This is a genomic window from Collinsella sp. AF23-4AC (assembly GCF_003462685.1).
Taxonomy (GTDB): Bacteria; Actinomycetota; Coriobacteriia; order Coriobacteriales; family Coriobacteriaceae; genus Collinsella.
The window spans coordinates 41,978-57,318 of the sequence record NZ_QRVE01000001.1; the positions used below are offsets into that span (position 1 = coordinate 41,978).

The 15,341-nt window shown below is 60.9% G+C and carries 14 protein-coding genes; all 14 read right to left on the bottom strand.

The window, feature by feature from the left end:
- Positions 1 to 1,068, bottom strand: a complete 1,068-nt coding sequence (era, locus tag DWY05_RS00210) for a GTPase Era (RefSeq protein WP_199409549.1) — start codon at positions 1,066 to 1,068, stop codon at positions 1 to 3.
- A 12-nt stretch (positions 1,069 to 1,080) separates the two neighbouring features.
- Positions 1,081 to 1,458 (bottom strand): diacylglycerol kinase family protein, encoded by a 378-nt coding sequence (locus tag DWY05_RS00215; protein WP_099431794.1) that lies wholly within the window; start codon positions 1,456 to 1,458, stop codon positions 1,081 to 1,083.
- A gap of 9 nt (positions 1,459 to 1,467) precedes the next feature.
- Positions 1,468 to 1,977: an rRNA maturation RNase YbeY gene (ybeY, locus tag DWY05_RS00220; protein WP_117820587.1), complete on the bottom strand. Its 510-nt coding sequence runs from the start codon at positions 1,975 to 1,977 to the stop codon at positions 1,468 to 1,470.
- Positions 1,974 to 2,960, bottom strand: coding sequence for a PhoH family protein (locus tag DWY05_RS00225; RefSeq protein WP_117820586.1), 987 nt, complete (start codon positions 2,958 to 2,960; stop codon positions 1,974 to 1,976). The genes ybeY and DWY05_RS00225 overlap by 4 nt, the downstream gene beginning before the upstream one ends.
- Positions 2,941 to 4,233, bottom strand: a complete 1,293-nt coding sequence (locus tag DWY05_RS00230) for a MiaB/RimO family radical SAM methylthiotransferase (RefSeq protein ID WP_117820585.1) — start codon at positions 4,231 to 4,233, stop codon at positions 2,941 to 2,943. Before DWY05_RS00230 ends, DWY05_RS00225 begins: the two co-directional genes overlap by 20 nt.
- A 9-nt stretch (positions 4,234 to 4,242) precedes the next feature.
- Positions 4,243 to 5,391, bottom strand: coding sequence for a molecular chaperone DnaJ (dnaJ, locus tag DWY05_RS00235; RefSeq protein ID WP_117837145.1), 1,149 nt, complete (start codon positions 5,389 to 5,391; stop codon positions 4,243 to 4,245).
- Positions 5,392 to 5,472: 81 nt separating this feature from the next.
- Positions 5,473 to 6,576 (bottom strand): DnaJ domain-containing protein, encoded by a 1,104-nt coding sequence (locus tag DWY05_RS00240; RefSeq protein ID WP_197032772.1) that lies wholly within the window; start codon positions 6,574 to 6,576, stop codon positions 5,473 to 5,475.
- Positions 6,577 to 6,634: 58 nt separating this feature from the next.
- Positions 6,635 to 7,867: a radical SAM family heme chaperone HemW gene (gene hemW, locus DWY05_RS00245; RefSeq protein ID WP_117837146.1), complete on the bottom strand. Its 1,233-nt coding sequence runs from the start codon at positions 7,865 to 7,867 to the stop codon at positions 6,635 to 6,637.
- 2 nt (positions 7,868 to 7,869) lie between these two features.
- On the bottom strand, positions 7,870 to 8,913 hold the full coding sequence (gene dusB / locus DWY05_RS00250) for a tRNA dihydrouridine synthase DusB (protein ID WP_117837147.1): 1,044 nt from the start codon (positions 8,911 to 8,913) through the stop codon (positions 7,870 to 7,872).
- Positions 8,914 to 8,917: 4 nt separating this feature from the next.
- Positions 8,918 to 10,729 carry a translation elongation factor 4 gene (gene lepA / locus DWY05_RS00255; RefSeq protein ID WP_117735177.1) on the bottom strand — a complete coding sequence of 604 codons (1,812 nt, stop codon included), beginning with the start codon at positions 10,727 to 10,729 and terminating at the stop codon, positions 8,918 to 8,920.
- Positions 10,730 to 10,825: 96 nt separating this feature from the next.
- Entirely contained in the window at positions 10,826 to 11,092 is a 267-nt protein-coding gene (gene rpsT / locus DWY05_RS00260; RefSeq protein WP_022094714.1) for a 30S ribosomal protein S20, read from the bottom strand.
- A 133-nt stretch (positions 11,093 to 11,225) separates the two neighbouring features.
- Positions 11,226 to 12,188, bottom strand: coding sequence for a DNA polymerase III subunit delta (holA, locus tag DWY05_RS00265; protein ID WP_117837148.1), 963 nt, complete (start codon positions 12,186 to 12,188; stop codon positions 11,226 to 11,228).
- Between the two features lie 79 nt (positions 12,189 to 12,267).
- Positions 12,268 to 14,571, bottom strand: a complete 2,304-nt coding sequence (locus DWY05_RS00270; protein ID WP_117837149.1) for a DNA internalization-related competence protein ComEC/Rec2 — start codon at positions 14,569 to 14,571, stop codon at positions 12,268 to 12,270.
- Positions 14,568 to 15,281: a ComEA family DNA-binding protein gene (locus DWY05_RS00275; RefSeq protein ID WP_117820578.1), complete on the bottom strand. Its 714-nt coding sequence runs from the start codon at positions 15,279 to 15,281 to the stop codon at positions 14,568 to 14,570. Before DWY05_RS00275 ends, DWY05_RS00270 begins: the two co-directional genes overlap by 4 nt.
- Positions 15,282 to 15,341 lie beyond the last annotated feature (60 nt).

Below are 15,341 nucleotides of genomic sequence, written 5' to 3' on the forward strand. Positions count from 1 at the left end.
TTAGTCCTCGGCGTTATAGCCAAAGCGGCGAATCTGGGCCTCGTCGTCACGCCAGCCGGCCTTGACCTTCACGTCCATCTCCAAAAAGACCTGGGTGCCAAAGATGCGCTCAAGGTCGCGACGGGCGTCGATGCCGATATGTTTGATCATCTCGCCGCCCTTGCCGATGATGATGCCCTTTTGGCCCTCGCGCTCGACGTAAATGGTGGCGTGCACGCGCAGCACCTTCTTGGTCTGCTCAAGCGCATCGCAAATCACGCCCACGGAGTGCGGGATCTCATCACGGGTGCGGCGCAAGACCTTCTCGCGCACAAACTCGGCAACGAGCGTCTCATCGGAAGCGTCGGTACCCATGTCCTCGGGGAACCAACGCGGACCCTCGGGCAAAAAGTGCGCAACGGTCTCGATGAAGGCATCGACGTTAAAGTTCTTGACCGACGACGTCACGATCTCGTCGTCATATTCCATAAGCTCGTGGGCGGCCTTAAGCTGCTCCATGACCTGTGCGGGGTCGGCTTCATCGGCCTTGGTGAGCACCAGGACCTTCTTGGAACGGGCATTCTTGACACGCTCGGCAACCCAGGCGTCTCCCCTGCCGATCGGTTTGGTGGCATCAATCAAAAACGCGACAACATCGACATCGTTCAGCTCGAACAGCGCGCTCTTGTTGAGCTCGGAGCCCAGGCCGTCCTTGGGCTTGTGGATACCCGGGGTATCGACAAAGACCAGCTGGTAGCCGGGGCGGTTGACGACGGCGCGCATGCGGCGGCGGGTCGTCTGGGCCACCGGCGAGGTGATGGCGACCTTTTTGCCATAGCAGGCGTTGAGCAGCGTGGACTTGCCGGCGTTGGGGCGGCCGACCAGGGCCACAAAGCCGCTGCGGAAACCAGGCTCAACGTCGCCAAAGCCCGCGAGGTTGTCGTCCTCGTCGCACAGGGCGTCGAGCTCCTCGTCGCTCATGCCCTCAAACGGGTCGAACTCCTCGACCTCATCGCAATCCTCGGTCGCCTTAGCATCCAGGGACTCTTCGTCCAAAATCTCATCGGTAGGCTGCATATTGTCGGACATGGGAATCCCTTTCTAAATAAAGCCGAGCGCGTGGGCAAATACCAGCAAGCCCACAATCGCGGCGGTGATTGAAAGTACGTATACCGAGGCGGCGGCGATGTCCTTGGCGCGTTTTGCCAGCGGATGGAGCTCCTGGGTCGCCAGATCGACGATGGCCTCCATGGCGGTATTGCACAGCTCGCCGTGAATCACCAGGCCGCAGCAGATGATAATCGTGGCCCACTCGGCAATGTCGAGCCCCACAATGCAGCCGGCAATGACGGTGCACACGCCTGCCACGAGCATGACCTTAATGTTGCGCTCGGTCTTGACGGCGGTGACGAAGCCCTCCATGGCGTAGGAGAACGACTTTAAAAAGGACGGATGGTCCTTGTTCGATCCGGGAATCATAAACGGCTCCTAGTCGTGGGCATGATTGGTGATGGGGCCGACGTGAACGAGTTTGGGGTCCTCGCCGCGCTCGAGCGCCAGATCGCGCAGGATAGCGTCCTCGCGGGCCTCCATGACCTCGGCCTCGTCGTCCTCGATATGGTCATACCCCAGCAGGTGCAGCATGCCGTGTACGAGCATCAGGCGGCACTCGTCAGCAGGGCTATTACCAAAGCCGGGGGCCTGACGGGCAATGACCTGCGGGGCAAAGATGATATCGCCGAGCTCGAGCGTCTCGTCAGCGGGAATATCCTCGTCAAAGGCCGAGTCACATTCAAACGAGAGCACATCGGTGGTGCGGTCGATGCCACGCCACTCGTGGTTGAGCTCGTGCATCTCGTCCTCGTCGACATACGAAAGGGAAATCTCGACTTCACGCTCAACACCCTCGGCGGCAAGCACAACCTCGCAGATGTGCTCCACCTCCTGCGCGTCGAGCAGCGTATCGAGCTCGGCATCGTTGCTGATCAATACACTCAACGGGACTCCTTTCGGTCGCGCGAGCGCTGCTCACGCACGTCATCATAAGCATCGTATGCCTCGACGATACGACCCACCAGGGCATGGCGCACCACATCGGCGCGCTCCAGGTGTGCAAACGCCACATCGTCGACACGGCCCAAAATCTTCTCGACATCCGCCAAGCCACCACGACGACCCACCAGGTCGCGCTGGCTGAGGTCGCCGGTAATCACGAACTTGGAGTTGAATCCAAGGCGTGTCAGGAACATCTTCATCTGCTCGGGCGTGGTATTTTGCGCCTCGTCGAGCACCACGAAAGCATCGCTCAGCGTACGACCGCGCATATAGGCAAGCGGGGCGATCTCGATCACGCCGCGCTCCATAAGCTCATCGGTTCGCTCGCGATCCATCATGTCAAAAAGGGCGTCGTAAAGCGGACGCATGTACGGATCGATCTTTTCCTCGAGGGTGCCAGGCAAAAAGCCCAGGTTCTCCCCCGCCTCGACAACCGGACGCGTCAAGATCAGACGGCCCACCTCGTGGCGCTTGAGCGCGGCAACGGCGAGCGCCATGGCCAGATAGGTCTTACCGGTACCGGCAGGACCCAAGCCAAAGGTGATGGTATGCGAGCGAATGGCATCCACATAGCGCTTTTGCCCAAGCGTCTTGGGACGAATGGCATGACCGCGGTATGAAAGCAGCACGTCATCGCGAAGCGATGTGGCCTCATGCTCGCCGTCGCGCAAGACGGCCAGGCAGCGAGAGACATCGTCGGCAGACAGCGTGCGCCCGGCGGCCGCCTCACGGAAAGTATGTTCGAAAAAACGCGCCACGAGTTCGACCTCGTCCGGGTCACCGCTCACGGCGAAGCTATCGCCACGGGCGACCACATGGGCGCGAACCAAACTCTCGAGCGCACGAAGGACGCCGTCGCCGGCGCCCAAAACGCGCGAGGGATCAATTCCCTCGGGAACGGTAAGTCTAATCTTCGAGGCTTCCATGGACCTCCCTGCGCGCATGGACCAAGCCGGAATCATCGACTCCGATGATAGCAACATCGAGCAGGCACGGGGCTGTAAGTCCACAGGTATCGTCAAGACGGGCATGATGGAACGAACCGAGCGTTAAATTGTCATCGTACTCAAGCACGGCACGCTCGACAGTGCCCACGCGACGACGAGCATCGGCAATAGCGAGCTCCTGCGCCGCGTCTCGCATACGGCGGCTGCGCTCGGCCATAACCTCGGGCGGCACCTGGTCGGGCATGTCGGCAGCAAGGGTACCGGGACGTTTGCTGTAGCGGAACACGTGCATACGCGAGAAACCCACACGGCGGCACAGCGCCAGCGACTCCTCGAACTCCTCGTCCGTCTCACCAGGAAAACCGACGATGACATCGCACGAAAGAGACGCCTGGGGCAAGTTGGCGCGAATCATACGCACCGTGTCCTCAAAGGCCTCCGCACTATAGGGACGACCCATGCGATGCAAGGTCGCCGTACAGCCGGACTGCACGGGCAGGTGCAAAAACGGGGCGATACGCTGCGGATAGCGCGCCATAACCTTAAGCAGGCGCTCAGAGATATCCATGGGTTCGACCGAGGAAATGCGCACATGCGCAATAGTCGTGCGCTCCATGATGGCCTCGAGCAGCTCATCGATTTCGACATGCTCGTCGGTCGCGCTCTTGCCATCGTAGGCACCCAGGTTCACACCGGTCAGCACCACCTCGGGCACGCCGGCCTCCTGGGCTTCGCGCACCTGTTCGAGAACGGACTCGACGGGCACGGAACGCTCGGGGCCGCGGGCCTTCCACACGATGCAATAGGTGCAGCGATGGTTGCAGCCATCCTGGATCTTCACGCCCAGCCGCGAACGACCGAGCGCATCGACCACGTCACCATCGCTGCAGGCGGGAACGCTATCGGACTCAACGCCCAGCACCTCGCAGACACGTTCGACGACATCGATCTTAGACGGCTCGGCAATCACGCGATCCGAAAGCTCCAACAGCTCCTCGGGATGCAAATTGACCACGCATCCGGTCACGACCACATAGGGCTCGTTTGGATGGGCCAGCGCATGACGGACGGCCTTACGGGTCTTGGCCTCGGCCTCGCCCGTAACGGCACAGGTGTTAATGACGATCAGATCGGCATCCTGGGGCTCCACCATGGCGAAGCCCAGGCGCATAAGATCGGCAGTGATACGGTCGGACTCAACCCGGTTGACACGACAACCGAGGTTGACAACAGAGATATGAGGTGCGAGCACGCGGGCTCCTTAATCGAGGATGTCGTCGAGGGCACTCTTGATACGGTCGGTCACCGACTTCTTACCGGATGCGACGTCATCGCCCATCTCGTCGGCAAAGGCGCGAAGCAGCTCGCGCTGCTTGTTGGAGAGATTGGTGGGGACGACCACGCGCAGCTGCACGATCAGACGACCGCGCGAACCGCCACCGCCGATACGCGGCATGCCGTAATTGTTGACGCTCACGGTGTCGCCGTACTGGGCGCCGGCGGGAACCGTCACCTTAACGACCTCGTCGGGCATAATGCCCTCGACCTCGATCTCGCAGCCGAGCGCAGCCTGCGCAATCGAGATATCGCTCACCAGGTACAGGTCGTCACTGTTGCGCTTAAAGCGCTCATGGTCGGCAACGCGCACGTTGACAATCAGGTCGCCCGAAGGCTCGCCGCGAAGGCCGGCCTCGCCAAAGCCGCTCACACGCAGCTGGCGACCGGTCGAAACGCCGGCGGGAATATCGATGTCGATCTTTTCGTGCGAAGGCGTGCGGCCCTGACCGTCGCAGGTCTCGCAGGGATGGTCGATAACCGTGCCCTCGCCATGGCAGTCGGGGCAAGGCGAGGAAGACTGAACCTGGCCCAAAAACGATCGCTGAACCGTCGTGACGTAGCCCGTACCGTGGCAGCGACTGCATTGCTTTTCCTGTGCACCCTCGGCCCTACCGGTACCGTTGCAGTCCTCACAGGGAGCAAGGCGATCATAGCTGATCGTCTTTTTGCAGCCGAGCGCCGCCTCCTCGAGCGTCACCGAAAGCGAGATGGCCATGTCACGTCCGCGACGACGCTCACGACGGCTGCGGGCGCCACCACCGGCACCGCCGCCAAAAAACGACGAGAACAGGTCGTCCATGCCCATGCCACCAAAGATATCGTTGATGTCGACATAACCAGAGCCACCGGGGCCGTCCGCGGTGCCGTAACGGTCGTAGTTAGCACGCTTGTGCTCATCGGAAAGGACAGAATAGGCCTCGTTAAGCTCCTTGAACTTGGCCTCGGCCTCGGGGTCGTCCGAAACATCCGGGTGTACCGTACGGGCTTTCTTTAGAAACGCGCGCTTAATGGTCCGCGCGTCGGCATCCTTATCGACGCCAAGTACCTCGTAGTAATCCCTATTTTCCGACACGACCGAATCCTTCCGACTTTCATTATTGTCACAGTGCGTCCTATACCCAAGCAGGGCCGACCGCAAACAGAGGGTTTGATGTTATTGCATTTGGTACGGCGAAAGCATGGCCCGTTGCGAACAGCTCGCGAACCAAACCGACACGAGCGCGAACATGAAGCCGTTGGCAAAACCGTTGGCAAACTGCATCGCACCGCGCTTCCACCACAGCAGGCTGCGATGAAGCACGCCGTCCGAAAGCACCATGAACAGGCCCATGGCAAACGGAATAAAGCACATCATGGCAAAGGCCGAGAACACGCCCGAGATGGCCGAGAGTACCAAAAACGGCGCCACGATGCCCATCAGGTAAAAACCGGTACGAGCTTTGCCTTCCAAGCGCTCGGCCTCAACATGGGCGCGGCCGACCAGATCGCCGCCCGCGGCACCGTTGGTGCCAGCATGACCCATGCCGCCAATGCGGACCTCGTCGCCATCGTGCGTGCCGGCAGGAAACTCAATCGTCTGCTCGGAGGTTACGCGAGTACGACCGCTGCCGCCGCAATCAGGGCAGGGGTCGGCCACGACCTTACCGGAACCGCCGCACTCGGGGCAGACCGACTGGAACGTACCCGCACCAAACAGGAAGGACAGGTCGACGTCGATGTGGCCGCGGCCACCGCAGCTCGGGCAGGTATGGGCATGCTCAGACGAAACGGAGCCCGAACCGCCGCAGTTGTTACAGGTATCGAAGCGCGTGTAGCGGACGGTCTTGCGGGCACCGCCCTTGGCCTCCTTGGCGTCGAGTTTGATATCAACGACCACGTTGGCGCCGTTCTCGGGATTGTAGGCAGCCTGCCCGCGACGCGGCTGGCCCCAGGCGCCACCAAAGGGAAAACCGCCCTCAAAGGGATTGCCATAGCCCGCGCTGCCGGCGTAGCCGCCGCCATAGGGCGAAGCCGTAGGAGCGCCGGCGAAGGGGTTGCCCGAACGCATGGCGTCGTAGCGCGAACGCTTCTGCTCGTCCGAAAGCACGGCGTAGGCCTCGGAAACCTCTTTAAACTTTTCCTCGGCATCCGGCTCTTTGTTGACGTCCGGATGGAGCTTGCGGGCCTTTTGCTGGAAGGCCTTTTGAATATCACGCGAGGTGGCGTCCTTAGAGACACCCAAAATCTCGTAGTAATCTTTTTCGTTCATCGTCGCCATGCGTGGCAACCTCCTGCTCACAGCAGCGTATATATTCCGGTAATTCTACCCGAGCGGCCTAAGCTAGATCCCAAAACAGCTCGAACAGAACATTTCCATCGAGCCAGCCCAGGTGTGTCGGCGCCAGACGAGCTCGGACATGGCCCGCGAGGACGTCTGCCGAAGTGAAGGGTCCCTCATGGACTCCGAGCGTCTCGGGCACCCAAGTGGCAAGACCCAATTCGAGCGCGCGATCGCAGGCAGCTGCCAGCTCGCCCGTTGGGATGACGCAAGCTGCACGAACCAACAGATCGGACGCAATACCGCGCGTCATGCGACAAGCGAGCATCAGGTCTTCAGCCGCAGCCTCACGCTGCGACAGATATTCAGTCTCGAACGCCGTCGCGTCATCGTCACGTTGCACCAGACGCACGCGGTACGCATCGCCTCGAGAAGAAACACCGGGGAACAACCCTGCAAGACGGTCGAAATCCTCGGCGTCGAGCATGCCCGCGGCAGAGCGACCAAGGCCCAGGTAACCCCGTCCGGTCCAGTAGGCAATGTTATGGGCGCACTCATGGCCGTCGAGCGCATAGCTTGCCACCTCATACGGGTGATAGCCGGCCGCACCCAGACGCTCACGCGCCACATCCATGCACGAAGCTTGAAAATCCTCGTCGGGCTCGACCGACTCGTCGCGGCACGCCATGCGATAAAGGGGGGTCCCCTCCTCAAGCGTGAGCGGGTAGACCGACACATGATGCGGAGCCGCCGCCAGCACGCCATCGAGCGTGCGCTTCCAACTCGCTGCGGTCTGCCCGGGAAGTCCGCACATAAGGTCGCACGACACGTCAAGCCCAGCGTTCTTGACCGTCGCGATGGCGGCAAACGCCCGATCGGCATCGTGAATACGGCCGATGGCGGTAAGTTCGGTGTTATCGAGCGTTTGCACGCCCAGAGAGACGCGTGTGACACCAACCTTGGCAAGCGCAGTGGCAAGCTCGGCGGTCAGCGACTCGGGATTGGCCTCGCAGGTAAACTCAACGGGGGCGCACCACGCACGAATACGCCGCGCCAGCTCCACCAGGCGCTCCCCCGCCAGCGACGGCGTACCGCCGCCAACATAGACGGTGCGGATATGGTCAAGGGCCCCAGCCTTGCCAAAAGCATCGAGGCGCGCGAACAACTGCTCAAAATAGACATCGAGCGCAGCACTCAGGTCGCACGGAGAAAAACTGCGCGAGTCAAAGTCGCAGTACCGGCACTTTTGGGCGCAAAACGGCACGTGCACGTACAGCGCGGTAACGGCCACCCTTAAGCCTCCAGCGGATGAGGGGGCACCGATTCGCCGGCGGCAAGGGCAGCCTCGCAGGCCACCACATCGCGCTCGATATCATCGACCAGTGCCATAAACTCCTCGTACGTGGAGCAGCGCACCACCTGAGCGCGCCAGGCGGCGGCATGGGGCATGCCCTTTAGATACCAGCTCGCGTACGTACGGGCGCGCGACATAAGCGGCAGAAGCTCGTGCGTCAACGTCAGGTGCTCACGCAGAGCCTCCAGGCGCTCGACCGAGGAGCGAGAAGGAACCGGCGTGCCATCGAGCGCAAGGGCGCGAGCATCACCGAACACCCACGGATTGCCGTAGATGCCGCGCGCGATAAACACCGCGCTGGCACCCGAGTTTCGCAGATGCACCGCGGCATCCTCGGCGGTGAACACATCACCCGAACCGATCACGGGAATCTCAACGGCATCTGCGACCTCATCGACGACCGACCAATCAGCCTGGCCCGTGTAGAGCTGCGTGGCGCAACGACCATGCACGGCGACTGCGGCAGCCCCTGCGCCCTCAAGCATCTGGGCAAACGTCGCGGCATTACGGTCCTCGGCATAAAAGCCCTTGCGGATCTTGACGGTCACGGGCACATGCGCCGCGCCCACCGTGGCCTCGACGATCTTCTCCGCCAGGTCGGGCGTGCGCATGAGCGCCGAACCCTCGCCCTTGGTGACAACCTTGCGAGCCGGGCAGGCCATGTTGATATCGATCAGCGACAGGCGATCGCCAACGCGCTCCTCGACGGCGGCGACGGCGCTCGCAAACTGATCGGGCTTGGAGCCAAAGAGCTGCACGCAAATCTGCTGCTCCTCGTCGGCCGGCAGCACCAGGCGCCACGTTTTGTTGCTGGCATAGGCAAGGCCTGCCACGCTCACCATCTCGCTGTAGGCAAGGTTGGCACCACGGCGGCGACACATGATGCGATAGGCGGGGTCGGTAACGCCCGCCATGGGAGCCATAAGGAACGGCTGCTCGGCATAGGCGCCCAGCAGCCGCTTGCTGTAATCAGAAAGCGCCATGGACCTACTCGTCCACCTTGAGGATCGCCATAAAGGCCTCCTGCGGGACCTCGACCGATCCGATGGCCTTCATACGCTTCTTGCCCTCTTTCTGCTTCTCGAGCAGCTTGCGCTTACGCGAGATATCGCCGCCGTAGCACTTAGCAAGAACGTCCTTGCGACGCGCCTTGACGGTGGAACGGGCGATGATCTTGTTGCCGATAGCACCCTGGATGGGAACCTCGAACAGCTGACGCGGGATGATTTCCTTGAGCTTGTCGCACAGGCCACGGGCCAGGCCATATGCCTTGTCCTTATGGACTATAAACGAAAGCGCGTCCACCTCGTCGCCCGAAAGCAAAATATCGAGCTTGACGAGCTCGGAGGGACGATATTCGTTGAACTCGTAGTCGAGCGACGCATAGCCCTTGGTGCGGCTCTTGAGCTGGTCAAAGAAGTCCAGGATGAGCTCGGCAAGCGGCATATCGAAGCGCATCTCGACCGATTTGCTCGTCAGGTGGATCATGTCGGTTGTGACGCCGCGGTGCTCGATGGCGAGCTGCATGACGGCACCCGTGTACTCAGGCGGGCAGATGATCTTTGCCTTGAGGTAGGGTTCCTCGATACGCTCGATGCGCGTGGCCTCGGGAAGGTCCTGCGGGCTGCGGACATCGATCATCTCGCCGTCAGTCTTGTAGACGTGATAGTCCACCGAGGGGCTCGTGGCGATAAGGTCCAAGTTGAACTCGCGCTCCAGGCGTTCCTTAACGACTTCCATGTGCAGCAGGCCCAGGAAGCCCACGCGGAAGCCAAAGCCGAGCGCCACCGAGGTCTCGGGCTCCCACACCAACGACGGGTCGTTGACGTGCAGCTTATCGAGCGCGTCACGCAGGTTCTCGTAGTCCTTGTTATCGATCGGGAACAGGCCCGTGTAGACCATGGGCTTGGCCTCGCGATAGCCCGGAAGCGGCTCGGGACAGGGATTCGACGCCCACGTGAGGGTGTCGCCCACGCGCACGGCCTCGGGGTCCTTCAGGCCCGTGACCACATAGCCCACCTCACCGACCGTCAGCGCGTCGACTGGCGTCTCGGCGGGACGCTTGACACCCACGCCGTCGACCAAAAAGTCGCCCTCGGCCTGCATCATGCGCAGGGTATCGCCCTTTTTGATGGAGCCGTCAAAGACGCGCACCGTGGCGACGACGCCGCGATACTCGTCGAAGTACGAATCCAGGATGAGCGCCTTGAGCGGCGCGTTCGCATCGCCCTTGGGAGGCGAGATCAAAAAGACAATGGACTCCAGCAGATCGTGGATGCCCTCGCCGGTCTTGCCCGACACGCACACGGCATCGTCGGCGGGAATGGCCAGATCGTCTTCGATCTCGGTCTTAACCTCGTCGGGATGCGCCGAAGGAAGGTCGATCTTGTTGATGGCCGGAACAATGTCCAAGTTGGCGTTCATGGCGAGCGTCGCATTGGAAACGGTCTGCGCCTCGACGCCCTGCGTGGCGTCCACGACGAGCACCGCGCCCTCGCAAGCTGCCAGCGAACGCGAGACCTCATAGGTAAAGTCCACGTGGCCCGGCGTATCGATCAGGTTGAACTGATACGTCTCGCCATCATCGGCGTCATAGGACACGCGAACGGCATTGGACTTGATCGTGATGCCGCGCTCGCGCTCGATATCCATAGTGTCGAGCAGCTGCGACTCCATGTCGCGCTCGTCAACGGTATGGGTGAGCTCGAGAATACGGTCACTGATCGTGGACTTGCCATGGTCGATGTGCGCAACAATCGAGAAGTTACGGATGTGGGAAATGTCAATTGAAGTATTCATGCGGACTATCTTACCCGAGCGATACAAAAAATGGAGCCTGTTCCATAAAACAGGCTCCATTTATGCGCGTAATCTGTGTGGTGTGAAATTTACAACTTAGGCGTTGATGCTGTTCACGAGCTTGGCAAGACCGGACTTGCGGTTGGAAGCCTGGTTCTTGTGGATGACATGCTTAGCGGCAGCCATGTCGAGACGCTTGGTGACGGTCTTGAGGGCAGCCTGGGCCTTCTCGGCGTCGCCCTCGGCGACGGCGGACTGGACGTGCTTGGTCAGCGTCTTGAGCTCGGACTTGACAGCCTTGTTACGCATGCGAGCTGCCTCATTGGTGCGGATACGCTTCTTCTGAGACTTGATGTTTGCCACTTCTGGAGTTCCTTTCGAGTTCCTTGCAAAAAATGTATGACACCTCTGAGACACGGTGAGGTCATGCAAGCGCCTACTATAGCACGCTCCCCCTCAAAGGGATAGAACGAATTTGTCAAATAGGCAGGTATCATCACGATTTTCTCAAGATGTTCGTAATCCAGAGCAAAAGCGCAGTCTGAGAATCGGCCGAACCCTTGAGCGCGAGCTCCACATCAACGGCACCCTCGAGCGCTGCGACGAGCTCTGCCATCGAAAAGCGACGTGCCCAGGTAAGGTGATTCTTGACCTGCCAGGCCTGAAGCTTGAGCGTCGCGGCGAGCTCACGCCCCTGCCCACGAGAGTCAAGCGCCTTGGCGACGATCAGCTCACGGATGCGGCCGCACAGCAATGTGTAGGTCCACACGTAACTCTTGGCGGGCAGTAGATTGAAGAGCTCGAGCGAGCGTCGCATGTCACGGGCCGAGACCGCATTGAGAAAGTCCCAGGGTTGAACCTCGGCCGTGCGGACGATCCAGCGTTCCACATCGGCAAGCTCAATCTGGGGGGCCTCGACCATCTGGGCAAGCTTGGCCAAGTCGTTATCGAGCATGCGGGTGTTCTCGCCCGAGCGCGAGACGAGCTCCTCGGCGGCCGCCGTCGAGATGGACTTGCCGTGTTGCGTCGCCATCTGCTGCACGCGGCGTGGGAGCTCCCAGCGCTTGGTGCCGGAGCAATCGATCACCGCCTTCTTGTCGATCTTGGCGATCGCTTTATACAGGCGCGTGTTCTTGGCAAGCGAGTCGGCGATGATGAGACAGACCGTTGTGGGGCTGGGACTTGCCAGATACTCAACGAGCGGCTCCGAGACCGCCTTGGCGAGCTTTGAACAGCCGTCAAGGATTACCAGGCGAAACTCGCTGCCCATCGGAAAGGTGTTAAGCGATCCGATAATGGACTCGATATCGGGGTCCTTGGTCATGTCGCGCTCGTCGAGGTTGAACTCGACCATACCCGACTTTTCCAGACGCGCTTTCATACGCGAGACGGCGTGATCGCGCTTGACGCCGTCGGTACCGACGATCAGATATGCCGGCAGCAGACCGGTTTCGGACATTGCGCTCCCCTCCCGCAGGCCTTCGTATTCGCTCCGTGCCATTCTAGCCCAGGGGCCCACCACACGCCAACGACGATCGTCACGATCGCTGGCATCGCATCGCAAAGCCATTCGCAGTCGGCGTGACGGTAATGTCGCCGTGTTGGATAGTGCACGCGAACACGCCGCCCGCTTCCTTAACGGCATCGATGCAGGCATCGGACGGATGGCCGTATCGATTCCCCTCACCGGCGCTTGCGAGGGAAAGCTCGGGCTTCAGGACGTCCAGTAACTCACCGTCGACTGAAGCCTTAGAGCCGTGATGCCCAAGTTTAAGGACATCGATATCCCCCACCTCCTGCACGAATTCCCGTTCTTGGTCGAGCTCGGCATCACCGGTGAGGAGCAGACGCAGGCCCTTGCCTTTCTGAACATAAGAGAGCAGCAGGACAAGCGAATCCTCATTTCCCTCGCCATCCACGGACTCGAATGGCCACATCACGCGGGCGCAAAATGAGCCGATATCGACCGTATCCCCACGGCGCACCTGCCGATACTCCACGCCAGGTCGGTTCAATACCTCGGCAGGAGCATCCTCCAGCGCATCCGCCGCAACGGCAATCGTTCCAACCGAAAACTGTTCGAGCACATCGGGAAGACCACCCCAGTGATCCTCATCCCAATGCGTCACAAAGACGGCATCGATATGGTGCACGTTATTGCGAACCAAAGCCGCCACCACGCGCTCGTCGAGCCCGCAGTCGACGAGCGCTACTGCGCCGCCCTGGCGGATAAGAATCGCATCGGCCTGGCCCACATCGAGCACCGTCACCGAAGGCGGAGCAAATCGATCCCAATAGACGTACGGAATCGCAGCCAAGAGCACCAGGCATGCAAGCCCCACCGCCATAGGACGTACACGGGGACGCGGCCACCAGACCAGCAGAACCGCCAGCAAACACGGCACTAGGTAAATCCACATGCTATCGGGCGGCACGCCCACGGATGCACCCGGCATGGCGGCAAACAGCTGCTCGAAGAACAGCGCGCAACGGGCGGCAATCATGGGCACAACGAGAGCCCAAGTCCGCAACGGTCCCACGAGCGAAAAGGGAGCCAGCACGATCGACACAGCGAGCAATACGCTCACAACCGGACCGATGACCGCATTTGCCAACGGAGCAATGAGCGAGAATGTACCGAAGGCAGGAATGGTAATGGGAAGTGTCGCCAGTTGCGAGCACAGCGTGACGGAAAGCATGCTGGCAACGCCCGATGGCACACCCAGCTCACTCAAAGCGTAGGTCGCATAGGGGCAAAAGCACAGAATGGCAAAGACGCTGGCACATGAAAGCTGAAAGCCCATCTCGAACAGCACCGTCGGCCGCAGTAGCACAAAGATGGACATGGTTACGAAGAGTGCCGAAAGGCCGTGCCGGCGACGCCCCGCGCCGTTTACGACAAGCGTCGCGAACACCATACAGCACGCACGCACGGCCGAGGGAGACGCGCCAGTAAAGGCAGCGTAACCCACAAGCGTTATCGCCAATATCGCCCGCTGAAGGCAACGTGGGCACCGAATCTTTTGCAATACACCCTCGATTACAAACCCCACGATGGCCAAATGGCTGCCCGAGACGGCGATAAGATGCGCCGTTCCCGTCACCGAAAACCAGTCGCCCGCCGGCTGGACGCGCAGCTCGGCCGAACGACCGCAGACGACACCGGCTATGAGCGCACGCGCCGGGTCGGTCGCAGGCGCGATGGACGCAAGCAGCCCATTTCGCAGCCGAAGCAGCGGCCCCGGAGAACCCTCATCGACCGACACAATCCGAACGGCTTTAACCTTGCGCACCTCGCCTCGGAGCACGCGCGATCGTCCATATGCATCGTTCTCAAAACGTGAAACGCGACCGATAACACGCACGTGCGCCCCGACCTTGAGCTCACGATCACACGATAGGCGAACCGTTGCCAAGTTCTTACCGTCCGCGCGTGCCTCGCAGGTATAGGAATACACGTCGTCGTTTATGGATGGGTCACCCTGCACGACAAACTCGAGGCTGCTTGCCGCTCGACCATCGAGCGCCTTCGAGGCACTCAGCGTGCCCACAGCCCACCACACCGAGACGACCGCTCCCGCCACGAGACCGACGGACGCGGCATACAGCCACCGCTTCCAAGGGGCAAGCCGCGCACAAGATTGAGCCAGCACAACGAATACCGCCGCCGCAACGGGAATGGCCCATAGCGGCCCGACCGCCGGAGCCCGCTCCCTCAGCAGCGCATCAGCGACCATGTTGAGCACCAAGACGCAGCTCATGCACATGCCGGCACACAGGGCCATCGTCCACGGCATCAGGGGCCGCGGAGGCATCACGTGCTCGCGCTCGGTCGTACTCATACGCAGATGCAATCTTTGATTTTGGCAAGCTTCTTCTCGCCGATTCCCGACACACGCATCAGATCGTCAACCGAAGAAAAAGCACCGTTCTTTGTCCGCTCATCGATAATCGACTGGGCCATGGAGGGGCCGATGCCCGAAAGCGTCTGCAGCTCTTCTGCGCTTGCCGTATTGATGTTTACTAGGCCTGTTGCGCCACCCGCGCCCGATGATGCGGAAACCCCACCATCAACACCGGCTTCCGCAATGGACGCCTGCTGCTCCCCTACCGTTGGAACATGGATTTTTTGTCCATCAGTGACCTTAGATGCCCGATTGAGCCCCGTAACGTCTGCCTCGGGCGCCAGCCCGCCGGCGGCATCAATCGCCTGAGCCACCCGCGCGCCGTCCTTGAGACGATATACGCCGGGCGACACAACGGCGCCATCAACATCGACATAGACCTCTGCCGCAGCAGACGCCTTAGGCGAAGAGCCTTCGGATGTCTTTCCGCTCGAAGCATCGCCGGATCCCGGCTCCACTAACGAGCCCGAACCATCAGTGCACTCAAACGACACGCCGCCGGCACTGCCGCCAAGGTTCGCCATTGCCAGTCCACTCGCCATCGCAATGACGACCAGTATCGCCATCACCACTGCCTTATGACCGAGCAGTTTGCCCGCCCAGCGGTCCATCTTTTTGACTCGTTCATGTTGTTCACGCTGCGCCATAGCAAAACCTCCCAACACCATCGTGTCAGGAAAGGAGCTCCGCAACAGCCACGCCCCAAA